The sequence below is a fragment of the Roseivivax halotolerans genome (assembly GCF_900115815.1).
Lineage (GTDB): Bacteria > Pseudomonadota > Alphaproteobacteria > Rhodobacterales > Rhodobacteraceae > Roseivivax > Roseivivax halotolerans.
Window position 1 is genome coordinate 63,231 of the sequence record NZ_FOXV01000002.1, and the last position, 21,429, is coordinate 84,659.

Below are 21,429 nucleotides of genomic sequence, written 5' to 3' on the forward strand. Positions count from 1 at the left end.
CGGGATAGCTGAAGACGGGTGCAACAAGGGAGAGCGACATGGGCCTCAACGTCTACCTCGCGGGCGAGATTCACACCGACTGGCGCGACCAGATCATCGACGGGGCGCAAGGGCTCGACGTCACCTTCTCGGGACCCGTCACCGACCATGCGGCCTCGGACGATTGCGGCGTGGCGATCCTCGGCGCGGAAGAGAACAAGTTCTGGCATGACCGCAAAGGCGCGCTTCTGAACGGCATACGCACGCGCAAGGCGCTGGACGATGCCGACATCGTGGTGGTGCGCTTCGGCGACAAGTACAAGCAGTGGAACGCCGCGTTCGATGCGGGCTATGCGGCCGCCCTCGGTAAGAGCCTCGTCATCCTGCAGCCCGAGGATCACGACCATGCGCTGAAGGAAGTCGACGCCGCCGCGTCCGCGGTTGCCCGTGATCCTTCCGAGGTGGTGGAGATCCTGCGCTACGTACTGACGGGCCAACTTCCCGGCTGACGGTTTTCGCGAAACGCTTGTAGATTGACACCGTAGACTGCAGTGAGCCGGAAGAGCCCGGATGACATCGGAAGATGCCGGAAGCGCCATGTAAATAAGGGCTTTGCGAACGGTTGCGGCGCAGAAGTGCGATTATGTTCAATGTTTGCAGTGAGCCCCGAAACCGGGCTTTTCAGGGGTTTCGAAGAGGATCCTGTCCTCAGACCATGGCGCGATGCGTTACTGCCACGAAAGCCTTTTAATATTGAGTTTAAAGGCCCGTTAGAGGCAGCTGGAAGGGCTTTCAAACGTGCGCTTCGAGTGTCGTGAACTGGAACGGCTGCGTTCCGGTTGTCTTGCTCCGTTCCAGTTCGATAAAATCGATACGAAAACAAACACTTATGTCGGCACCGCGGCTGGTCCGTTGCGGACGAAGTGGAACGCTATTTCTCCTCCAAGAGGCATTCCGCAGCTGCTCTGTCCCGTATGTTCTTAGCGGCTCTGACGTTCTCGGCCTCGTCGGTCGCGATCCCAACCTGGAAAACGCTGATCGCTATCGCGGACAACTCTTCCTTGGTCAGCGTCGTCTCTTCGCGAATCCGTTCAGCAGGAGCCGCGTCGATGTTTTCGAGGACATCAAAGATATTGAGGTCACCCCTGAAGCGATCAGTGAAAAGTTGGAAAGTCCAATTTGACACCTCTTCACAGTGGTCCATTTCCACCGCACTGACTGCTTGCGCCGCAAAAGGCTGAATAAGCAAGACAGGCAGCAGAAATCTCTCAAGAGCAACACGAAGCAAATACATGATCCACCCATCTAAAGACTAACGATCAGGTTTCGGCAGTGTGACCCCACCAAACGACTTTACCCAAGATCTCTAGCTCACCAAAACTCTCAGATGATAGCAGCTCAACCGAAATATTTGGGTTATCGGAGACCAGAGCGATAATGCCTTCATCCACCTTGGACACCCGTTTCACACGGGCTCCCATCTCTGTTCGGATAGCGTAGATTGGTGGCTTAAACTTATTGGAAGCCGTCCTGATAGGTATGGTTACACGCGATGTGTCTATGAGAACCATATCGCCGGGTTGAATTGTGGGCGACATACTCTCGCCTGCTTCGCCCAGTTCTATTCTTGCGAGAACAGCATCCTTTGGCGCGACACCAATACGTCGCAGCCAAGTTCGTTTGAACGCGAGATAATCAGTTATTTCGTCAGAGTTAAGCCTTCCAACACCCGCAGCTAACGTAGCGGCGTGGACTGGGATATGTGCGAATTCTTCATCGGGGAAGGAAGTGTTGTGGTTGGAATTACTAAAGTCTCGCGCTTCGCCAACGTATAGTTCGAGACGTAAAGCTTCGCAAAGGGCTCGAACTTTATCCCATGAAGGTGACGAACCTCGCCTAATGCCTTGAAGTGCGGAGTTGTCCTCTTTTCCGAACGCCCTCCTCCCGACCTCAGCCTGGCTAAGGCCTAGCTCCTTTCTACGCGCTTCGAAGAGCTCAAAGAGTTGGATTCGATCCGGTATCATAAGTGCAAATTTGCACCGAACTACCCTCCAGGCACAACCCATACACTCGGCACAAGACCGTTTCGATTTTTGATGCAATTTTACATTGACTGATAGGTGTAAAAACGCATAATCAGTCCCCATGAACACCGACCACCTCCTTGTGCTCGCCGAACTCTACACCGCCCACATGGGCGGTGCAGAAGCTTCCTTGGCAAAACGAGCTGGCAGCCATGCCCGCTTATTCTCACGTCTTCGCGCCGGCAGAGGATGCTCAGTAAAGACTTTTGCTTCGACGCTGTCCTGGTTCTCCGCCAACTGGCCGAGCGACCTCGAGTGGCCCGCCGATATCCCGCGGCCTGAGCCAGCCGAGGGGGTATCGAAATGACAGCCACGCCCGATTTCGAGACCTCGGCTCTTCAGCTGACCGACGAGCAGAAGATCGCACTGGCGATCTCCCTGGCGAACACCGTCACCGATGCGCGTCAGGCCTCAGGCTTGATGCGCCTCGCCCGCGTCGCCGATCAAAGCGCAATGCTGATGTTGCGCGATGCCTATGAGGGAGAGAGCGCATGAATAAGCCTCTCAATTTATTCATCGACATGCTGTCGGCAGACTTCTTTCGCGCAGAGCGCCCCAGCTTCGACGATTGTTATCGGCGGACATGCGTTCATGCAGTGCGAGCCGATATCTCCAAGCCCAGCAGACACCTGGCATTGCGCCTATTGCTCAACGAAGCGCGACTGCGCCAGCTCGACTCCTCGGGGTGTGGAACTGATGAGCGAAGCTCGGCTCACAATGTCAAAGAACTCGGCCCCTCTAAGGGGTCGATAGGCTCCAGTGGGCGCTTGAACACCCATCGGTGCCGTCAGGATTGTCAGGCGAGTGATCGTCTGTCTCCGCCGACAGCTGTCGGCGGAGAAATCTGCCGCGATCGGGCTTCACTGTCCCCCGATCGCCACCTCCCCGGTCGGTCGGGCAAAGCTTCTTCGAGGCGGGCCGGCCGGGGCTTTTTATTCCTAGGTGACCTCACCGGAGCGCTCGCGCTGTTCGCGATACTCTTCGGTCTGCTCGCTCTCGATTGGGGGTTGTCGTGATGTGCTCAGCCAGCCTGCGCTTCGCTGACTTTCCGGTACGTATGACCGTCGAAACTCAAGAAGCTGCCAGCAATCCGGTGCAGGAACGGGACGACCAGGCGCTCTCCCTGATCATACACCTCCACGGCGTCGAGCGCGTCGTTGTAAGCCTTGGCGTCGATGGCGCGAAGCGTCGGCGGTTCCTCGGCCGTGATCTCGAACATGCGGCCGCGCCAATGCGCCAGATCAGCCTCGGTCGGATCGGCAAGCTTTTCGATCTCGCTCAGCAGGACGTAGTAGTCGCGCTGGAGGATCTGATGATCCCGGGCCTGCCGCCCGAAATCGAGGACGAGCTGAAGCGCGCCGATGAAGGCGACGGCACCGCCGATATAGAGCGCCCCCGCGCCTGCGCGGGCGGCGAGATCAGCGACCACCGCCGTGCCGAGAAGAATGACCAGGAGATTGCAGATCCGGTTGGCGCGCTCGAGCCAGCGGCGACGCGCCGTGTGGTAGAGCGCGTTTCTCAGAACGTTGAAACGGATTATCTCGCGGTCATTCATCTTGATCAGTCCTTTTTGGGCGGCGGCGCCTGCTCCGGTTTGAGCTTCGAAGGTTGGCGTGGACCTGCAGATTTCTTTGTGGGGCCTTCGCCGGAAATGGGTTTCTTCTCAGACATCGTATTCGTCTCCTCTGAGCTGAGGTTGGAGGGGTCGATAGGTGCCGGCGGGCGCGGATTCGCCTGCTGGCACCGCCAACATAGCACAAAATGTGGCGATCCGTTTCAGAACAGAACGCTATATTCTGTTTGTTGCGCCATGGGAGGTACTTGCCATGCGTGATCCCCTCGCTGATTTCGACGCGCTTGTCCGCTCGCTTCGCGACGCGAGCGAGCACCGCGCCAAAGCCAAGGCGAGCGCGGGCAACGAGCCGCACAAAGCGTTCGAAGACACGCTGGCCGAGGCGTCGCTCGTCGAGGCTGTAGATGCCTTCGAGCGCCTGTCTCACGAAAGCGAAATCCTCGACGACATCCGCGCGATGCTTGTCGTCATCTACGGGGGTGACGCCTGATGCATGCCGCTCCGCTCTCATCCCCCCGCCTGCAGCGACTTCTTCGCGTCCTGAAGGACGGGAAACCGCACACCACGAAGGATATCGCGCGCCGTGCGCATCTCCTGGCGATCAGCGCCGCGGTCGCCGAGCTGCGCCAGCACGGCGCGAAGATCATTTGCGAGCGCAAGAAGGTCGGCGACGACTGGCGCTTTTTCTACACGATGCTGGAGGCCCCTAAGAATGCGTGAAGCTCGTCGGATCGAAGGCGTGACCGAAGTTCCTGTCGCCGAAGTTCTCGAACGCAATCGTCTGCGTCCGGTATCTGATGCAGGCGTCGCCGCGCTGATCTCCTCGATCGAGGATATTGGCGGGATCACCTACCCAATCCAGGTGCGCCAGGTCCGGCATCGCGAGAATGAGCTCGTGCTGATCGCGGGCGCGCATCGGCTCGAAGCTGCGCGGCGTCTGGAGTGGACGACGATCCCCGCGATTGTCTGGGACTGCGCCGACGACTGGGCTCGGCTGGTCGAGATCGATGACAATGTCGGCGGCTCGGAACTCACGGCTTTGGACACCGCGATTTTCCTGGCCGAACGAAAGGATGTCTATGAGCGCTTGAACCCTGGCGCGAGGCACGGTGGCGACCGTCGGAGCGATCAAGTGGAACTCGGTTCCGTTTGGTCATTCGCCGCAGCGACAGCGGAGAAATATGGCATCTCGGATCGTCAGGTCCGCAAGCTCGTCTCGGCAGGCAAGGCGCTGGCCCCCGATGAGCGTACCCGGCTCAGAACAGCCCCGAAGCCAGTCTCGCTCGCAGATCTGCAAGCGATCGGAAAGATCACGAATCCGCCCGAGCGCTATCACGTTGTCGGCGCGCTCGCGGAGGGTACCGCCAAAAGCGCCGCCGATGCACGTCGGTCTTGGAAGGCCCGGGATCTCCCCAAGACGGAGACGCCCAGTCCCGCCGAGAAGCTCCTCGACCAGCTTTGGAAACTCTGGTCGCGCGCATCCTCTGGAGTGAAGCGACGGTTCGTTGAGCGCCACCTTGACGAGATTGCCGAACTTGTCGCCGAGATCGACGAGGGCTGGTCAGACGCATGAGTGACGTCGCGCAACCCAAACAGATCTGGTGGAGCGTCTCGGAGCTTGCCGAAGCGCGTCTTCCCGGGCTGCCGGGGACGCGACAGCGGATCAATGCTTTAGCCAAACGACAGCAATGGACTTCGTACGCGGACAAGGCACGACGCAAAGTAGGCGGAGGAGGCGGCTGGGAATATCACTGGACGCTCCTGCCGCTTGAGGCGCGCGCCAGGCTCTTGAAGGATGCCAGCGCCGGTGCTGCGATCGATGCGATCGCGCAGTCATCGCTCGATCTCGCCGAGCGCCACTATGCCTTCGAACAGCTGTCCGAGCGCGCGAAGCAAACCGCACGCAAACGGTTGCGCATCCTCAACGCCGTCATGGCCCAGGAAGCCGCTGGGCTCGGCAAGGATATCGCCGTGCGCGAAGTGGCGCGAGCCGAGGGCTGCGCGGCTCGCTCGATCTGGAACTGGTTCGACAAGGTTCTCGGCGTTGAGCGCAGCGATTGGCTGCCCTGTCTCGCGGATGGGCGCGGCCTGGTCCGGCGGGACAGCGGGCGCAAGGAGATCGATCCGGAGTTCATGGAGGTCTTCAAGGCCGATTACCTACGCTTTGAAGGACCCGGTATCAGTTCGGCCTATCGCCGCGCTGTCCGCGTCTGCGAGGCACAAGGCATTGAGTGTCCGCCGGAAAGCCGCCTGCGCCGGCATCTCGACGCCGAGGTGCCGCGCGTGTCGCAGATCTATCAGCGCGAAGGTCTGACCGGCCTGCAGAAATGCTATCCGCCGCAGATCCGCGACCGGACCGGCATGACGGCGATGGAGGGCGTGAACGCAGACTGCCACAAGTTCGATGTCTTCGTGCAATGGGAGGGCCGCGATAAGCCAGCCCGTGCCCAGCTCGTTGCCTTCCAGGATATCTATTCGGGCAAGATCCTCAGCTGGCGGATCGATCACACCCCGAACAAGGTCATGGTGATGGCCGCCTTCGGCGACATGATCGACAATTTCGGCATCCCGAAACACGCCCTTTTCGACAACGGCCGCGAGTTCGCGAACAAGTGGCTGACTGGCGGCGCAGATACGCGGTTCCGCTTCAAGATCCGCGAGGATGATCCGCTCGGCGTTCTGGCCCTCCTCGGCATCGATATCCACTGGGCGACACCCGGCCACGGCCAGGCCAAGCCGATCGAGCGTGCTTTCCGCGACCTCGCCGAGGACATCGCCAAGGATCCGCGCTTCGCCGGTGCCTATGTCGGCAACAGGCCAGATGCCAAGCCGGAGAATTACGGCTCACGCGCGATCCCGATCGACGATTTCATCGCTATCGTCGCCGAAGGCATCGATGCGCATAACGCGCGCCAGGGTCGCCTGTCGCAGACCGCCAACGGGCGCAGCTTCGACGAGACCTTCGCGGCGAGCTACGCCAATGCGCCGATCCGCAAGGCTGCGATCGAGCAGCGCCGGCTCTGGCTGATGGGTCAGGAGCCCCGGAAGCTGCATGCAAACCATGGCGAGCTGACGCTCTTCAAGAACAAGTACTGGGCCGATTGGATGGCCGAGCATGCCGGTCAGCAGATCGTCGCGCGCTTCAATCCGGCCGATCTGCATTCCGGGGCCGAAATCTACGATCTCAAGGGCCGCTACCTGGGCTTCGCCGCCTGCCGCGAGGCGGTCGGGTTCTTTGACCTCACCGAGGCGCATGACAAGGCGCGTCAGGATGGCCAGATCCGCCGCGCGCAAAAGCAGCTCGCACAGGCGATCAATCCCGGCAGCGTCAAGGACGTGGCAACAAGGCTCGACGAGCTCGCGCCGGAGGAGCCGGCTGCAGCCGAGGCTCGTGTCGTGCGCCCGACCTTTGGCGATCCGGCGCAGACTGACGGCGCGAGTGTGCGCAAGCCGGCTCTGCCGACACCGGACACATCGCCCGAGGCCCAAAGCGAGCATTCCGCCTTCGTCCATGTCTTCTACGGCAAGCAGGGCCGCAAGAAGCCGGAGACGGTCGAGGACGAGGCACGCTCCCGGTTCCGCCGGGCGCTGGACGTCGAGGCGCGTAGCGAGGCCGGAGAGCGCATCGGAGAGGCCGAGGCGAAGTGGCTCCAATCCTACCAGGAGACGCCCGAATACCGGCAGCTCCGCAACATGTACGAGAAATTCGGGGAGCGGCTGCTTCTCGGGTGAGAGTGCCGCCGCCCGGGACCCTCCTCCCGAGCGACGGCGTGTTGAGCAGTTACAACAGAGGTGAAAATGCCAGACGACACACCACTCTACAATAGCCTCGCACCGCTGCGGAACGTCTCCGCGCTCGCGGCGCTCGTGGACCGGCTGAAGAACCGCGCGCATGGGCTGCCGGGCATGGCGACGTTCTATGGTCCCTCGGGCTACGGGAAGACGACGGCCGGCACCTACGTGACCAACGAATTCGACGCGGTCTGCGTCCAGGTGAAATCCACCTGGACGCAGAAGAAGCTCTGCGAGGCCATCCTGTCCGAGATGTCGGTGCCCCCGCACCGCATGACGATCAGCGACATGGTCGACCGGATCAGTGCCACGCTCGCCGTCACGGACGCGCCGCTCCTGATCGACGAGGCAGACTTCCTGGTCAAGCGCCGCATGATCGAGATCGTGCGCGACTTCCACGAAGGCTCGGGCGCACCCGTGATCCTGATCGGTGAAGAGCTACTGCCCCAGAAACTCAAGCAATGGGAGCGCGTTCACGGCCGGATGCTTGACTGGGTGGCCGCGCAGCCGGCGGATACGCGCGATCTTTCAGCGCTGATGCCGATCTACGCACCAGGCATCGATATCGCGAGCGAGCTGCAGGATCGGCTTATGAAGGCCGCGAACGGCTCGATCCGGCGGATCTGCGTCAATCTCGAGATGGTGCGTGAGTTCGCGCGGCTCGAGGGGCTCGACGCCGTCACGCTCGAGGACTGGGGCAAGAAGCAATTCTGGACCGGCGAAGCACCGGGACCGCGGAGGGGCGTGTGATGAGCGATCAGTCACCAACCCGTCGCCAGGCGCTCTGGGATCTCCTGCGCACTGAGGGCACACTCACCCCGGCCGCCGCAGCTGAAGCCGGCATCCCGCTCAACACCGCCCGGATGTACTTCGCCGAATGGAAGCGCAACGGCGCGATCGTTCTCGATCACCAGGACGGCAAGACCCGCTTCTTCCGCGCGGCACAGGACACCGCAGAGGCCCCGCGCGAGATCCGCACCGAGGTCGCCGAGGATGATCCGCGCGCGCATCGCCAGATCGCCTGGGATCTCTTGTGCGAGGCGGAAACGGTCAGCGTGCCCGATCTCATTGAGATCGGCCTGCATCGGAACACGGCCGAGCTTGCGCTCAATCACTGGCTCGAGGCCGAAGCGATCCGGTTCTCGCACAGAGACGGCAAGGTCCGGTTCTACACACGCGTACTCGACACCGACACGGCCCCCGCCTTCACGCGCAGCGATCACCGTCTCGCCCCGCGCGAGCGGCGCGCCAAGAAGCTCTGGACCGCTGCGCGCATGCTCAAGACGTTCACTCCGCGCGATGTTGCGGCGCACGCGGCCACGTCAGAGACCGAGGTGTCGATCGACGATGCCACGCGCTTCTGCCGGATGCTTCTGCGCGCGGGGTACGTGCGCGTCCTGCGCAAGGCACGTCCGAGCGACGGCGTCGAGCCGCGCTACCGCCTGACCCGCGATACCGGCCCGAAACCGCCCATCGAAAAGCGTGTCCGCGCGGTCTGGGACGAGAACGAGGGTTGCTTCACGCATCTGCCGGAGACCGCGTCATGAGCCGGGTAGAGGCAGCACGCGACGCATGGGGCAGCGCCCTGCCCGATTGGATCGAGGCGCTCGCCGCCGAATGCGACCGCACGAGCCAGAACCAGGTGGCAACGCGCCTCGGCAAGTCCGGCGCGCTCGTGAGTCAGGTCCTGCGCGCGCGGTACCCGGCCCGCCTCGATCCGATCGAGGAACTCGTCCGGGGGATCCTGATGAAGGCGACGGTCGATTGCCCGGCGCTCGGCCGCCTGCCGCTCAACGAGTGCCAGGCATGGCGGCGCAAGGCGACGGCGTTTCAGGGCAGCAACACGCTGCGCGTCCAGATGTACCGCGCCTGCCACCGCTGCCCGATTTTCAAGAACGGAGGCACGACGGATGCGAGCTGATGTCCAAGCACGGAACGCAAAAATCGTCGAGATGGCGAAGAAGGGCTATGCCCGCCCCACGATCGCACGGGAAGTCGGCATCAACGTGCAAGCCGTCTACACCGTGATCTCGCAGGCCCGGGTCGGGGGCGCGGATATCCCCCGCGTCCACGGCTATCATCTCGGGGCGTCACGCTCGCCGAGGGTCCTCGTCGACAAGGACGTGTTCATCCGGCTCAACCCGGTCGCCGCCGAGCGGCAGATTACGACGCGGGAGCTGATCTCGCAGATCCTTCACGTCGTGGCGCGAGAAAACCTGACCGATGCCATTCTCGATGATGGTGATCGCGATGAGTGATGCACCCTTCACCCCCGCCGAGCTGATCACCCATACAGGCCACGCGATCCACAAGGTCGACACCTCCGGCCCACGCGGCGTGAGCTATGTCACCTGGGTCGAGATCGAGGCGATGTGCGTGACCCTCGCGCTTCTCGGGATCCCGAGCCTCCCGCCATCCGAGACGGTCGAGGATGGCGCGCCCGATCTCGATCCGCGCGTGCCGATCCCGGCCGACGTGCTCGCGAGGCTCGAGCGCCATGCAGATCGACACGAGATAGCCCTCGCGGCCTTCGTTCGAGAGCTTCTCGATACCCTCAGCCAGTCAGGCGACACCCGGCTGTTCGAGATCCTTCTCAATCCGGCCAACGCCAATCCACCAGCTCCAGAAGGAGAGGACACATGAGCGAGTTCACCCCCATCCCCGTTCCGAGCGGCCGCAAGGACATCGACGGCAAGATCTACGTCGTCGACGCCAAGGGCGGTCTGCAGCCGGTCGAGACCGTGAAGCCGCAGGATCTTCTCGAGGACGAGACCGTGCGCAAGATCATCGGCTACGCCTTGGCGCTTTCGGGCCAGATCGCGCGGTTCAAGGAGCACACCTTCGAGGATCTGTCGGATTTCGAAGCGCTGCTCGCCCAGGAATACGACGCCAAGAAAGGCGGCGCGAAGGGCAACAAAACCTTCATGAGCCATGACGGGCTGATGAAGGTTCAGGTCTCGGTCGCCGACTATATCGATTTCGGGCCGCAGCTTCAGATCGCCAAGGAGCTCGTGGACGAGTGTCTGAACGAGTGGGCCGCCGATGCCGGCCCGGAGCTCCGGTCAGTCGTTACGCGCGCCTTCAACACCGACAAGGAAGGCAAAATCAACCGCTCGGAGATCTTCATGCTCCTGCGCCTCGATATTGGCGATCCGCGCTGGGTGAAGGCCATGTCAGCGATCCGGGACGCGATGCGCGTCGTCGGCTCAAAGACCTACGTGCGGTGCTATCACCGCGAGACCCACGATGGCCCGTGGCAGCCGATCACCATCGACCTGGCGAAGGTCTGAACCGATGGCCGCGTTCGAACAAAGGAAAGTGCCCGAAGCCGAGATCGAAGCGATCCAGTCGCTTGTCGAGAGCATGAGCTCTCGTGGGATCTCGCCCGTCGATCAGATCGGACTTCTCGCGAACCTCACCGGACGTCTGAGCGTCGTCGCCGCCACGTGCGGCATCGCGCCGAAAGACATCGAGGAGCTGATGAACCGCAATTTCGAGAAAGGCGCATCCGAAGCGCACCGCCGTCTCGATGGGAATTTCAAAGGACGGATGAGCTGATGATTACCTTTGAGACCACAATCACCGGGAACGAGATCGGCCGAAAGCTCCGGGACGATCCGGAAGAGCTGGCCTACGCCCTCCAGGAGCTCGCCGGGAACTTCACATCCGAGGATGCAGACGAGTTGATGGCCTACCTGGACCCGGCATTGATGCTCCAGGTCGCCGAATTCGCATCAGTCCTGAACACGGCAACAGAACGCGCGGCCGGAGAATAGCCATGACCCGCGCGCTTCAGAAAACCATCCATGTCGGCTGCCGTGAACTCGGCCTTAATGCCGAGGCGCGGCACGACCTCCAGCTCCTCGTGACCGGCAAGGCCAGCCTGCGCGACATGAATGAGACGGAGCTGAAGGCAGTTGTCTCGGCCCTCAAAGATCGAGGCTTCAAGCTCTCCGCGGGCACTGGCCGCAAGCCCCGCGCAAAGCGCGCAGACATCCGCTACATCCACGTCCTCTGGAGCCTCCTCGGCAATGCCGGCAAGCTCACCCGACCCGGCAGAGACGGTCTCAACGCTTTCCTCAGGTCGCGGTTCGAAGGCAAATGGCAGTCGGTCCCGATCGATGTCGATGCGCTCCGCGAGCCTGCCCAGATCAACGCGGTGATCCGTGCTCTGCGCGACTGGTGTCACCGTGAAGGGATCGACACCGAGCAATGAAGAAGTCGCGCGCCCACGTCACGGACCACGCGGTCATTCGGTATCTCGAGCGCGAGCTCGACATCGATATCGAGACCGTGCGTCGCCGGATTGGGCGCGCGGTCGACGCAGCGGACGTTCCGATGGGCGCGAGCGGCGTGGCGATCGGCCGGCTGATCTACAAACTCGCACATGATGAGAGCGGCGTGACGGTGATCACCTGCATCGAACGGAGCCGCCCGGAGCGCGGCCGGTGAGCGAGATCCACGATCAGCTCATCGCCTGTCTCGGCGAAATCGACACGCAGAAGCTTTTGCGTACTCTCGGCGGCACGCGCATTGAGGTGCCGCAGACTGCGCGCAGATCGAAACTCTCGAAGATCATCGGACCCGATGGTGTCGCCCGGCTCATCGCAACATTCGGCCCCGGCAGGCTGGTCTTGCCCATGGGCGATGTCCGCGGCCAGGCAGGCCGCAGAGCCCATGCAAAACGGCTCTTGACCGAAGGGGCAGCGACCCGCGATGTTGCCCGCCAAGCCGATCTTCACACGCGCTCCGTCGAGCGCTACCGGCGGCAACTCCGCGAAGATCGACAGCTATCCCTCTTCGACGACGACTAGCCCCCGACAGCTGTCGGCGGAGATCGCGCGCCCCTGACATGCGATCTCGGGACCTGTTCCTAAGGTTCCGGAGAAGATCATGAGCAATCTGACCGATGTCGCCGAGATCACCGACCGTGGTCTCCTCGAAATCGCCGAGCATGAAGGCATCGTGCCTGCCCCCTACCGCGACAGCGTCGGCGTCTGGACCTGGGGGCTTGGTCATACCGCAGCGGCCGGCGGGCCGGACCCATCCAAGATGAACCGCGCCATGCCGAACGATATCGACGCCGCGATCGAGGAGGTGCTCGACCAGTTCCGGATCGACGTCGCCCGCTATGCCCGGCGCGTCGGCGATGCCGTGAAGGTCGCCTTGAAGCCCTATGAGCGCGATGCCCTGGTGAGCTTCGATCTCAACACTGGCGGCATCTACCGCGCCAAGCTGACGGCCGCGATCAATCGCGGCGACGCGGATGCCTCGCGCCATTTCTTCGGCTGGCTGAAGCCGCCGGAGATCCGCAAGCGCCGCACGGCCGAAAAGCGGCTCTTCGAGACGGGTGACTATGATGCCAACGGCGACGAGATCGCGATCTGGCGCACCAACGGCCAAGGCAAGCTCCTGGGCGTGATGACGACGATCCGGGGCGGCGAGCTTCTGGAGCGCCTGCACGGCAAGCCGGTGCCGGACGCTGGCCTCGAGCCGCTGCCCGATCTGGAGCCGGTCGACGAGGCTCTGCGCCAGGTGGAAGCCCGCACCCTTGATCTGGCAGATTCCGTCGCCACCATGCGCCAGAAATTCGACGGGGTCGCGTGATGCTGGGACAACAGGTTCGCGACATCATCGGCTCGGTCGCGCCGACGCTCGGCTCGGCCCTCGCCGGCCCCTTGGCAGGCGTTGCGGCCCGCGAGATCTCGACGCGCGTTCTAGGGTTAGAAGAAACCGACGCCCGGGCGATCGAGCAGCGCTTCGCCGCGCCGTCCGCCGAGGACCTCGCGACGCTTCAGGACGCAGATCGCGAGTTTCGCCAAACGATGGCCGAGCTCGACATCCAGCTAGAGCGCATTGCCGCGAGCGATCGGGCCGATGCGCGCGAGATGAAGGCGAAGAGCGGCAGCCTGACGAACACGACATTGTCGGGCGTCATCCTCGCGGGCTTCTTCGCTCTGACCTTTGCGATCTGGTGGCGCCCGCCTGCCGAGGGCTCGGGCGAGATCGTATACATGATGCTCGGCGTCGTCGGCACCATGGCCATGGCGGTCGTGACGTTCCACTTCGGCAGCTCGTCCGGATCGAAGGACAAGACGGCGCTTCTGGGTGAATTGAAGAAGTCCACGCCTCTTATCGGAGGCGGGGGAGCGCGCTGATGGATTTGGCCTGGTCTGCCGTCACGATGTCCGCGCATCTCGCGATCATCCTGTCGATCCTGATTGCGCTCGGGAACGCCGTCTATCTCAGCGCGCGCGAGCATACGATCCGCGTGACGCCGCTCTTGCGCTTCGCGCTGACGGGTGTCGCCTCCGCCCTCGTGGTCGAGCGCTGCTACTACGTCATTGCGCGGCTTCTCGTGAACTCGCCGGTTGATCTCTGGTCGATGCATCCCGCCCCGGAGATCCTGTCGGGGATGGTCGCCTCTGCTTGTCTCTTCTGTGCCACAGCGATCCTTTCGACGGGCCGTGATGCGGAACACCGCCGGCTGATCGCCGCGATAGAGATCGTCTTCGTCATCCTCTGCGGTGTCAGTCTGGCATGGCTCGCATGGTAGATCTCGAAATCCTCAAATCGGTTGAGGTGGTCATCGGCTTGATCGTCCTGTTCTTCGGTGCATTCGCCGCTCTCGTGCGCTGGGTCTGGGGCAAGGTATCGATCAAGGTCGCCTCGAGCGTCGACCCGCTCGCGGTCAGCAGCCGGAACGTTGTCAAGCGGCTCGAGGACGTCGAAGGCGATGTCCGCGCGCTCAAGCAGCAACTCGCGGCGGTCGAGAAGAGCTTGGGCGGAATGGCTCGGCACGAAGACCAGCAGAAGCTCGCGATCACCCTGGCGCGTGTCGAGGAGAGATCTCTAGCGAGCGACCAGAAGCTCGACACGCTCTACCGGGCGATCATGGACCGGGCGCCCAGAGGATGACGGACTTCCTGGCAGAATGGGCGGCGAGCGCCACCCGGATCGAGACGCAGAAGCGCCGCCTGGAAGCGCTGCGCTTCCTTGCGAAGATCCCGGGATACCGCGCCTCGGCCAGCCTCATCCGCCACGAATGTCATCGCCTCGGCGTGCCCACGACTAGTGACCAGATGATCGGCGCTCTGACATGGCTCGACGAGAATGACCTCGTCGCCCTCGAAGGTGTCGAGGACGCGATCGTCGCCCGGCTGACGCCACTGGGCCGTGACGTCGCATCGGGCCAGAAACTCTATCCCGGGGTCCTGCGCCCCGACCCTTGAAGGAGACCTTGAATGGACAACGAAACCACCCTTCACCGCCGCCTGGCGATCCTGCGCCATCTCGAGAAGGCGGCGGATTACACGGCGAACTCCTCGATCCTCCTCGACGTCGTGCGCGGCGTCGGTGTCAGCTCGACCGAGGATCAGCTCCGGAGCGCGCTTGCCTGGCTCGACGAGCAGGAGCTGATCACGCTCACCGATCTCGAGACGGTGTCGGTTGCGACCGCCACGACGCGCGGGGTCGATGTGGCGCTCGGCCGGGCGCTGCATCCGGGCGTCAAGCGGCCGAGCCCGAGGGGCTAAGCGATGCCGCCGCCCCGCAAGGTCGATCTTCTTCCCTCCGAGATCCGCGACTGGCTCCAGGAGGAGCTGAAGCTGCGCGGCTTCGGCGGCTACGAGGAGCTGGCCGAGGCGCTGAACTGGCGTCTCGAGGAGGCCGGGCTCGAGCTCCGGATCGGCAAGTCGGCGCTCCACGCCTACGGCTCGGAGTTTCGCGAATACGCCCAGCTCCAGGAGCAGGCCCAGGACGAGATCCGCGCCTTCCTGGCGGATGCCTCGCTCGGGCAAGAGATCGACGTCACCAAGGCGCTCTTCCAGCAGCTGACCACAATCGCATTTCGCGTGCAGATGGCCATGGCGACGGCGAACGAGCTGCCGGATCCGCGCGGGATGAAGGATCTGACCACGGCGCTCAACAATCTGATCCGCTCGACCGAGCTCCGCGACAAGATCGCGGCCGAGGAGCGCCAGGCGATGAGCGAGAAGCTCGCGGCCGCGGAGGCCTCGGGCGATGCAGCAGACCAGGCGGCACTTGCGCGCGCCCGGGAAATCATGGGGTTCGACTGATGACGACGATGACGATCATATCGCTGATCGCGCTGGCACTGGCGCAGCTGGCCGATGTCTGGACAACGATCCGCGGCCTCGAGGCCGGCTACACCGAGACCAATCCGATCATCCGCTGGGCCATGGAGCGGCTCGGCCGGCATGGGTGGATCGCCTTCAAGCTCGGCGTGGCAGGCGGCCTCGCCTGGCTCGCGCTCTCGCTCAGCATGCCGGTCATTCTGTGGATCGGCGCGGCGCTGACCGGGCTCGTGGCGGTGCGGAATTACCGGCTGGTGAGCTGAGATGGGCCTGACCATCGAGCAGATCCGGCAAGCTCGTGGGGCTTATGCCGCAATTCGGCCCGATGGTCGTCGTTTGAGAACGCGGCGAATGCTGAAAACAGCGCTCTTGGACATGGTCCACGACCACAAAAAGGAGGAGTGGCACCAAGACGGTGTCAGGCTCCGGGTCGATTTCGATATCGCCATGCAATTCATGCCAGAAGCATTCGATGCGGGATACCGGATCGAGGGGTACAAATTGACATGAGCAAGACACCATCCGTCATCGACTGGCTGCCCTATCAGCGCGCATGGATCGAGGACCGGGCGCGCTTCAAGATCGGGATGTTCACTCGGCGCGGCGGCAAGACCTTCGGCTCTTCGGGCGAGATCGTCGACGAGTGCATCCGCGCCGAGATGGAGCGACGGCGCGTGCGTTGGACGATCCTCTCGCGCTCGGACAACACGGCGAAAGAGGCACTCGAGGACGCGCTGAAACCGATCACGCGCGCCTTCTGGGCGGTCTACAACGAGGTCTCCAAGCTTGGCGGTGAGCCCGAGTTCGGCGAGGACACGTTCTATAGCCGCGAGCTCGATGCGACCTACAAGACCCACGAGGTGCGCTTCCCGGGCGGCAGCCGCGTCGTCGCGATCTCCGCGAGCCCCGACGCGGCGCGCGGTTTCGGCGGCAATCTTCTCCTCGACGAGTTCGCCTTCCACCAGGACAGCCGGCGCATCTGGGCCTCCGCCTTCCCGGTTGCGGCGCGCGGCGGTCACAAGATCCGCGTGATCTCGACCCCGAACGGCAAGGGCAACAAGTTCTACGAACTGATGACCACCGAGGATAATGGCTGGTCGAAGCATCACGTCGATATCTACGAGGCGGTGCGCCAGGGCCTTGATGTCGATATCGAACAGCTGCGCGCCGGCATGGCCGACGAGGATGCCTGGGCGCAGGAATTCGAGCTCAAATGGCTCGACGAGGCCTCGTCCTGGCTGAGCTACGATCTGATAGGCGAATGTGAGCGCGAAGGCCTTGGCGCGCCGCGCCGATACCTGGGCGGGCCGTGCTTCGTCGGTATCGACATCGCCGCCCGTAACGACCTCTTCGTGATCTGGGTTCTCGAGAAGGTCGGCACGAAGCTCCTGACCCGCGAGGTGATCGCCAAGCGCCGGATCACCTTCGCCGAGCAGGACATGCTCCTCGACGATGTCATGCGCCGCTATCACGTGGTCCGCGTCCGGATGGACCAGACCGGCATGGGCGAGAAACCCGTCGAGGACGCCAAGCGACGGCACGGCCAGGAGCGCGTCGAAGGCATCCTCTTCACCGCCACGGCCAAGCTCGACATGGCGACGGGCATGAAAGAGCGGATGCAGGACCGCGAGCTTCTCCTGCCGCTCGGGGACCCGGAAATCCGCTCGGACCTGCATGCGGTCAAGAGCCGCGTCGGCCCGACCGGTGCGCGCCGCCTCATCGCCGATGACAGCTCGGACGGTCACGCCGACCGCTTCTGGGCGCTCGCCCTCGCCTCGAGCGCGGCCGAGCTCGACTATCAGCCCTATGCCTACCAGCCCGTGCGCATGGGCCAGGACATGGATCGCGACATCGCCGTCACCGGCGGCTTCAGAACAAGGGAGGGGGTCTGGTGAGCCAGCTTCTCGATCAGAACGGCCAGCCCGTGCGCCGAAAGGAACTTCTCGAGATGCAGTCCGAACCGCGTCTTGCGGGGATCCGGAATGCCTTCGCCGAGACCGTCGCCGCCGGGCTCACGCCGCAGAAGCTCGCCAATATCCTGCGCGCCTGCGACCAGGGCGAGATCACCGAGTTCGTGACGCTCGCCGAAGAGATCGAGGAGCGCGACCCGCATTACTTCTCGGTCCTCGGTACGCGCAAGCGGGCGGTCTCGGGCGTGGCGCCCCGCGTCGAGCCCGCTGGCGAAGACGCCGCCTCGCGGCGGATCGCCGAGGCAGTGAACGAGCGGATCGCAGAGCATGAGGAGTTTCCCGATCTCGTCGAAGATCTGCTCGACGCGCTCGGCAAGGGCTTCTCCCTCGTCGAGATCGACTGGCACCGATCGGGGCGCGAGTGGTGGCCTGGCAGCTTCCGGCATGTCGATCCGCGCTTCGTGATCTTCGATCGAGAGACGGGGCGCGAGATGCGTCTCATCGACGATGAGGACCCGGCCAACGGCATTCCGCTCACGCCTCTCGGCTTCATTCAACACCGCGCCAAGCTCAAATCCGGCCTGACCTTCCGGGGCGGCATGGCGCGCGTCGCGGCCTTCAGCTGGATGTGCAAGGCCTACACGCTCAAGGACTGGACGGCCTTCGTCGAAACCTACGGTCTGCCGCTGCGCCTCGGCCGCTACGATGCCGGGGCGACGAAGAAAGACCAGGAGATGCTCCTCCGTGCCGTCGCCAATATCGGCACGGATGCCGCGGCGATCCTGCCGAAGTCGATGGAGATCGACTTCACCGAGACCAAGGCCACGGGCGGCGACAAGGTCTTCGAGAACCTTGCGCGCTATGTCGACGAGCAGATCTCGAAAGCCGTGCTCGGTCAGACCATGACCAGCGACAACGGCTCCAGCCAGGCGCAGGCCAAGGTCCACAACGAAGTGCGCCACGATATCGCGCAGGCCGATGCGCGCGGGGTCACCGGCTCCATCAATCGAGATCTCGTCCGTCCCTTCGTCGATCTCAATTTCGGTCGGCCGGCGGACGGACAATACCCGCGCCTCGTCATTCAGATCGAGGAGGCCGAGGACACCGACAAGGTCATGCAGAACGTCCACCGGATGGCGCGGCTTGGCACGCGCTTTTCTCAGGCGGATGTGCGCAGCCGGCTCGGTTTTGCAGAGCCCGACCCCAAAGAAGAGATCATCGGCGGTCCGCGCAAATCAGCCCGATCGCAGCCCACGGAAGAGATCGCCCGGAACGCGGCCGAGACGCCGTTCGACGATCTCGACCTTCTCGAGCGCGAGATGTCCGAGGATTGGGAGCCGGTAATCCGCCCGATGGCAGATCCGATCGACGCCGCGATCGAGACCGCCGAGAGCTTTGAGGACGCGCTTGCAAAACTCGAGGCCTTGCGCCCCGAGATGTCCTCGGCCGAGCTGATCGATCGCCTGGTAAAAGGCATGGTGAAAGCGCGCGGCCTCGGGGACGCGCGGGATGACTGAGTTTCCCGATCGCCCGGGCTACAGCTTCGATCCCGGCCCGCCACCTGAGGTCGCGCGGTTCTTCGCGAACAAGGGCATCGCGCCGTCGTTTTCCTTCCAAGACGTCGAGCCGGCAGAGCACGCCGTCTCCTTCGTCGTCGCGAAGATGGCGCAGGAGGACATGCTCTCGGCCGCGAAGGGCGAAGTGCAACGCGCCATCGACGAGGGGATGACCTTCGAGGCTTTCAAGAAGAGCTGGCGCGGCAATGCAGCACTCAAAGAATGGTGGGGCCGCGAGGTCCAGACCGATCCGGTGACGGGCCAGGAGCGCATCGTCCAGCTCGGCTCGCCGCGCCGCCTGCGCACGATCTACCGCGCCAATCTGCGCGCCGCCCGTGCCGCCGGGCAATGGGAGCGGATCGAGCGGACGAAACGCGCGATGCCCTATCTCGAGTATCGCCTCGGCCCCTCCGAGCGGCACCGCCCGCACCATGTCGCCAAGGAAGGGCTCGTGCTGCCGGTGGACGATCCTTTCTGGGATGATTGGATGCCGCCCAATGGCTGGGGCTGTAAATGCTGGGTGCGCCAGATCACCCGCCGCGCAGCCGAGGAAAAGGGCATCTCGCGATCGCCAGGCAGGGAGACCCGCGAGTTCATCAATCCGCGCACCGGCGAGGTGAAGGACGTGCCCGTCGGGCTCGATCCAAGCTGGGACCGCAATCCCGGCAAGCTGCGCCGCCAGCACATGGAACAGCTCCTCGAAGGCAAGCTCTCGGCCGCAAGCGAGCCCGAGGCGCGCGCCGCACTTCGCGACATGGCCTCGAGCTGGGCCGTGCAGCGCGTCCTCCAGGGCCGCTCGGATGCGGCCGTGCCAGTGGCGCTGATGCCGCCCGAGATCGGCGCGGCGCTCGGCAACCAGGCGCGCTTTGTCCGGATCACCGATCGGACCGGACAGACAATCGGCGCGCAATCCGGCGCAGCCGTGACCCCGGAGGTGATGGCGCGCGTCTCCGATGCCCTGGTCGAGGGGCCGCTGGCCGAAGAGACCGACGCGGAGGGTCGCAGGAGCCTCGCGATCCTCGTCGACGGGCCGGACGCATGGGAAGCGATCGTCACATCGCTCCCCGAGACCGACGAGCTCTGGATCAGCGCCGTGCGCCAGACGAGCCGCGCCGAATGGCGCGAGCGGCTGGCGCGCGAAACCCGCACGCTTTTGAGGGAATAACCGGGGCAAAACGCCCAAATTCGCCGCCGAGCCGCAATCTGCATCGAGCGCAACGTCTCAGGACGTCCGTTAAATACCCATTAAAGGGGTCTGTGTGCGCAGGAGCCGATTTTCCGACCGGGAGGGCGGTTCGGGCATTAAGGGCGCTCCTGAGGCCGCTCAGCGCTTCATCTCTTGGCAGCCGGACGCTCGGTCGCTAGCGTGAAGCTTGGGCGGGGGTCTCGCAAGATTAGCTTCGAAGCGAATCCCCCGACAGCTGTCGGCGGAGATCGCGAGACTCCCGCCGTCTAGAACGGACCTCATGAACGAGGTCGTGCCATCCCATCTCATTGCTCTGAATTTCGCCGAGGGCGAGGTGCCGGACTGGATCAATGTGATCCCGGCCGAGACCGGCCTGACGGGCATCGACGGCCGGCAATGGACGATGACTGACGCCAACGCGGTGATCGAAACCTTCCGCCGTCGCGGCAACCGTCTGCCGGTTGATATCGAGCATGCAACCCAGATCAAGGGCGCGCGCGGCGAAGCGGCCCCGGCCGTGGGCTTCATCACCGACATGGAAGGCCGCGATACCGGTCTCTGGGCGCGCGTTGAATGGAACCAGGCCGGTGAGGACATCCTCAAGGCCCGCTCCTACGCGCATTGCTCGCCGGTCTTCGTCTACGACCAGGCGCGAAATATCAGCCGCCTCGTCTCGGTCGGCCTCACAAACAATCCGAACCTCGACCTGGTGGCACTCAACCAGGCACTCACCCCAACGCAGGAGACACGCGCCATGGACAAGGCGGTCCTCGAGGCCCTTGGCCTCAATACCGATGCGAGCGCGGCCGATGCCGTGGTCGCCATCAACAAACTGAAAGAGCGCGAGCAGACCGCGCTCAATCGCGCCGAAACACCCGACCCCGAAAAGTTCGTGCCGAAGGCGGACCACGAGATCGCGCTCAACAAGGTGCGCGAATTCGAGACCGCCGAGGAAGAGCGCGCGCAATCCGAGATCGAGACGGCCGTCGATGCCGCGATCGAGGCCGGCAAGGTCGCACCCGCCAGCCGCGATTTCCACATCGCCGCCTGCCAGGCAAACGGCCTCGAGAAGTTCACCGCGATGGTCGGCGAGATGCCCGAGATCGTCGGTGCGGCCAAGCCTCGCAAGAAAGATCCCGCGGGCGGCACCGCGCTCAACGCCGATGAGACCGCGATCGCCGCGGCCTTCGGATGGGATGACGAGACCGCGCGGAGTGCCTTCTCCGACGCGAAAGACAAGAAGGACTGAGCCC

The 21,429-nt window shown here is 63.7% G+C and carries 33 protein-coding genes; 30 read left to right on the top strand and 3 right to left on the bottom strand.

Annotated features, from left to right (window positions below; translation table 11 throughout):
- The first annotated feature begins 38 nt into the window (after positions 1 to 38).
- Entirely contained in the window at positions 39 to 488 is a 450-nt protein-coding gene (locus BM171_RS03045; RefSeq protein ID WP_093009354.1) for a YtoQ family protein, read from the top strand.
- Between the two features lie 422 nt (positions 489 to 910).
- Here BM171_RS03045 and BM171_RS03050 read toward each other — a convergent pair whose 3' ends face one another.
- Together BM171_RS03050 and BM171_RS19425 are read right to left on the bottom strand one after the other, a co-directional pair.
- Positions 911 to 1,273 (bottom strand): hypothetical protein, encoded by a 363-nt coding sequence (locus BM171_RS03050; protein ID WP_093009355.1) that lies wholly within the window; start codon positions 1,271 to 1,273, stop codon positions 911 to 913.
- A 25-nt stretch (positions 1,274 to 1,298) separates the two neighbouring features.
- Positions 1,299 to 2,126 (bottom strand): XRE family transcriptional regulator, encoded by an 828-nt coding sequence (locus tag BM171_RS19425; protein WP_217646672.1) that lies wholly within the window; start codon positions 2,124 to 2,126, stop codon positions 1,299 to 1,301.
- A gap of 240 nt (positions 2,127 to 2,366) precedes the next feature.
- Here BM171_RS19425 and BM171_RS03060 point away from each other — a divergent pair, with 240 nt between their 5' ends.
- The gene (locus BM171_RS03060; RefSeq protein WP_093009357.1) at positions 2,367 to 2,558 is read left to right on the top strand and encodes a hypothetical protein; all 192 of its coding nucleotides are present in this window, start codon (positions 2,367 to 2,369) and stop codon (positions 2,556 to 2,558) included.
- 526 nt (positions 2,559 to 3,084) lie between these two features.
- On the opposite strand, the gene BM171_RS03065 is transcribed toward BM171_RS03060, so the two are convergent.
- A complete protein-coding gene (locus BM171_RS03065; RefSeq protein ID WP_093009358.1) occupies positions 3,085 to 3,618 on the bottom strand; it encodes a hypothetical protein in 534 nt (177 codons plus the stop codon).
- A 271-nt stretch (positions 3,619 to 3,889) separates the two neighbouring features.
- Between BM171_RS03065 and BM171_RS03070 the strand changes: the two genes are divergently transcribed.
- The 28 genes from BM171_RS03070 (at position 3,890) to BM171_RS03205 (ending at position 21,425) form a co-directional block, all read left to right on the top strand.
- On the top strand, positions 3,890 to 4,126 hold the full coding sequence (locus BM171_RS03070) for a hypothetical protein (RefSeq protein ID WP_093009359.1): 237 nt from the start codon (positions 3,890 to 3,892) through the stop codon (positions 4,124 to 4,126).
- Entirely contained in the window at positions 4,126 to 4,356 is a 231-nt protein-coding gene (locus BM171_RS03075) for a hypothetical protein (RefSeq protein ID WP_093009360.1), read from the top strand. The genes BM171_RS03070 and BM171_RS03075 overlap by 1 nt, the downstream gene beginning before the upstream one ends.
- Complete coding sequence (locus BM171_RS03080; protein WP_093009361.1) at positions 4,349 to 5,209, top strand: ParB N-terminal domain-containing protein; 861 nt, start codon at positions 4,349 to 4,351, stop codon at positions 5,207 to 5,209. The genes BM171_RS03075 and BM171_RS03080 overlap by 8 nt, the downstream gene beginning before the upstream one ends.
- Entirely contained in the window at positions 5,206 to 7,368 is a 2,163-nt protein-coding gene (locus tag BM171_RS03085) for a transposase domain-containing protein (RefSeq protein ID WP_093009362.1), read from the top strand. The genes BM171_RS03080 and BM171_RS03085 overlap by 4 nt, the downstream gene beginning before the upstream one ends.
- Positions 7,369 to 7,434: 66 nt before the next feature.
- The gene (locus BM171_RS03090) at positions 7,435 to 8,178 is read left to right on the top strand and encodes an AAA family ATPase (protein WP_093009363.1); all 744 of its coding nucleotides are present in this window, start codon (positions 7,435 to 7,437) and stop codon (positions 8,176 to 8,178) included.
- Positions 8,178 to 8,975: a hypothetical protein gene (locus BM171_RS03095; protein WP_093009364.1), complete on the top strand. Its 798-nt coding sequence runs from the start codon at positions 8,178 to 8,180 to the stop codon at positions 8,973 to 8,975. Before BM171_RS03090 ends, BM171_RS03095 begins: the two co-directional genes overlap by 1 nt.
- Positions 8,972 to 9,349 carry a hypothetical protein gene (locus BM171_RS03100; protein ID WP_093009365.1) on the top strand — a complete coding sequence of 126 codons (378 nt, stop codon included), beginning with the start codon at positions 8,972 to 8,974 and terminating at the stop codon, positions 9,347 to 9,349. Before BM171_RS03095 ends, BM171_RS03100 begins: the two co-directional genes overlap by 4 nt.
- On the top strand, positions 9,339 to 9,686 hold the full coding sequence (locus BM171_RS03105; RefSeq protein WP_093009366.1) for a helix-turn-helix domain-containing protein: 348 nt from the start codon (positions 9,339 to 9,341) through the stop codon (positions 9,684 to 9,686). The genes BM171_RS03100 and BM171_RS03105 overlap by 11 nt, the downstream gene beginning before the upstream one ends.
- Positions 9,679 to 10,071, top strand: a complete 393-nt coding sequence (locus tag BM171_RS03110) for a hypothetical protein (protein ID WP_139218661.1) — start codon at positions 9,679 to 9,681, stop codon at positions 10,069 to 10,071. Before BM171_RS03105 ends, BM171_RS03110 begins: the two co-directional genes overlap by 8 nt.
- A complete protein-coding gene (locus tag BM171_RS03115; protein ID WP_093009368.1) occupies positions 10,068 to 10,718 on the top strand; it encodes a DUF3164 family protein in 651 nt (216 codons plus the stop codon). Before BM171_RS03110 ends, BM171_RS03115 begins: the two co-directional genes overlap by 4 nt.
- 4 nt (positions 10,719 to 10,722) lie before the next feature.
- The gene (locus BM171_RS03120; protein ID WP_093009369.1) at positions 10,723 to 10,986 is read left to right on the top strand and encodes a hypothetical protein; all 264 of its coding nucleotides are present in this window, start codon (positions 10,723 to 10,725) and stop codon (positions 10,984 to 10,986) included.
- Positions 10,986 to 11,204, top strand: coding sequence for a hypothetical protein (locus tag BM171_RS03125; protein WP_093009370.1), 219 nt, complete (start codon positions 10,986 to 10,988; stop codon positions 11,202 to 11,204). The genes BM171_RS03120 and BM171_RS03125 overlap by 1 nt, the downstream gene beginning before the upstream one ends.
- A 2-nt stretch (positions 11,205 to 11,206) precedes the next feature.
- Positions 11,207 to 11,644 (top strand): regulatory protein GemA, encoded by a 438-nt coding sequence (locus BM171_RS03130; protein WP_093009371.1) that lies wholly within the window; start codon positions 11,207 to 11,209, stop codon positions 11,642 to 11,644.
- A complete protein-coding gene (locus tag BM171_RS03135) occupies positions 11,641 to 11,880 on the top strand; it encodes a hypothetical protein (protein WP_093009372.1) in 240 nt (79 codons plus the stop codon). Before BM171_RS03130 ends, BM171_RS03135 begins: the two co-directional genes overlap by 4 nt.
- Complete coding sequence (locus BM171_RS03140) at positions 11,877 to 12,242, top strand: hypothetical protein (RefSeq protein WP_093009373.1); 366 nt, start codon at positions 11,877 to 11,879, stop codon at positions 12,240 to 12,242. Before BM171_RS03135 ends, BM171_RS03140 begins: the two co-directional genes overlap by 4 nt.
- 79 nt (positions 12,243 to 12,321) lie before the next feature.
- On the top strand, positions 12,322 to 13,035 hold the full coding sequence (locus BM171_RS03145; RefSeq protein ID WP_093009374.1) for a lysozyme: 714 nt from the start codon (positions 12,322 to 12,324) through the stop codon (positions 13,033 to 13,035).
- Entirely contained in the window at positions 13,035 to 13,586 is a 552-nt protein-coding gene (locus tag BM171_RS03150; RefSeq protein ID WP_093009375.1) for a hypothetical protein, read from the top strand. Before BM171_RS03145 ends, BM171_RS03150 begins: the two co-directional genes overlap by 1 nt.
- The gene (locus BM171_RS03155; RefSeq protein WP_093009376.1) at positions 13,586 to 13,984 is read left to right on the top strand and encodes a hypothetical protein; all 399 of its coding nucleotides are present in this window, start codon (positions 13,586 to 13,588) and stop codon (positions 13,982 to 13,984) included. Before BM171_RS03150 ends, BM171_RS03155 begins: the two co-directional genes overlap by 1 nt.
- Positions 13,978 to 14,346 carry a hypothetical protein gene (locus BM171_RS03160; protein WP_139218662.1) on the top strand — a complete coding sequence of 123 codons (369 nt, stop codon included), beginning with the start codon at positions 13,978 to 13,980 and terminating at the stop codon, positions 14,344 to 14,346. Before BM171_RS03155 ends, BM171_RS03160 begins: the two co-directional genes overlap by 7 nt.
- Positions 14,343 to 14,660 carry a VpaChn25_0724 family phage protein gene (locus BM171_RS03165; protein WP_093009378.1) on the top strand — a complete coding sequence of 106 codons (318 nt, stop codon included), beginning with the start codon at positions 14,343 to 14,345 and terminating at the stop codon, positions 14,658 to 14,660. The genes BM171_RS03160 and BM171_RS03165 overlap by 4 nt, the downstream gene beginning before the upstream one ends.
- 12 nt (positions 14,661 to 14,672) lie before the next feature.
- Positions 14,673 to 14,963, top strand: coding sequence for a VpaChn25_0724 family phage protein (locus BM171_RS03170; RefSeq protein WP_093009379.1), 291 nt, complete (start codon positions 14,673 to 14,675; stop codon positions 14,961 to 14,963).
- 3 nt (positions 14,964 to 14,966) lie between these two features.
- Positions 14,967 to 15,506: a phage protein Gp27 family protein gene (locus tag BM171_RS03175; protein WP_093009380.1), complete on the top strand. Its 540-nt coding sequence runs from the start codon at positions 14,967 to 14,969 to the stop codon at positions 15,504 to 15,506.
- Positions 15,506 to 15,787 carry a DUF5658 family protein gene (locus BM171_RS03180; RefSeq protein WP_093009381.1) on the top strand — a complete coding sequence of 94 codons (282 nt, stop codon included), beginning with the start codon at positions 15,506 to 15,508 and terminating at the stop codon, positions 15,785 to 15,787. Before BM171_RS03175 ends, BM171_RS03180 begins: the two co-directional genes overlap by 1 nt.
- 1 nt (position 15,788) lies before the next feature.
- Positions 15,789 to 16,034, top strand: coding sequence for a hypothetical protein (locus tag BM171_RS03185; protein WP_093009382.1), 246 nt, complete (start codon positions 15,789 to 15,791; stop codon positions 16,032 to 16,034).
- Positions 16,031 to 17,419: a phage terminase large subunit family protein gene (locus BM171_RS03190; protein ID WP_093009383.1), complete on the top strand. Its 1,389-nt coding sequence runs from the start codon at positions 16,031 to 16,033 to the stop codon at positions 17,417 to 17,419. The genes BM171_RS03185 and BM171_RS03190 overlap by 4 nt, the downstream gene beginning before the upstream one ends.
- Positions 17,416 to 18,951: a DUF935 domain-containing protein gene (locus tag BM171_RS03195; RefSeq protein ID WP_175497478.1), complete on the top strand. Its 1,536-nt coding sequence runs from the start codon at positions 17,416 to 17,418 to the stop codon at positions 18,949 to 18,951. Before BM171_RS03190 ends, BM171_RS03195 begins: the two co-directional genes overlap by 4 nt.
- Complete coding sequence (locus BM171_RS03200; RefSeq protein WP_093009385.1) at positions 18,944 to 20,155, top strand: phage head morphogenesis protein; 1,212 nt, start codon at positions 18,944 to 18,946, stop codon at positions 20,153 to 20,155. The genes BM171_RS03195 and BM171_RS03200 overlap by 8 nt, the downstream gene beginning before the upstream one ends.
- 301 nt (positions 20,156 to 20,456) lie before the next feature.
- Entirely contained in the window at positions 20,457 to 21,425 is a 969-nt protein-coding gene (locus BM171_RS03205) for a phage protease (protein ID WP_093009386.1), read from the top strand.
- The last annotated feature ends 4 nt before the right edge of the window (positions 21,426 to 21,429 follow it).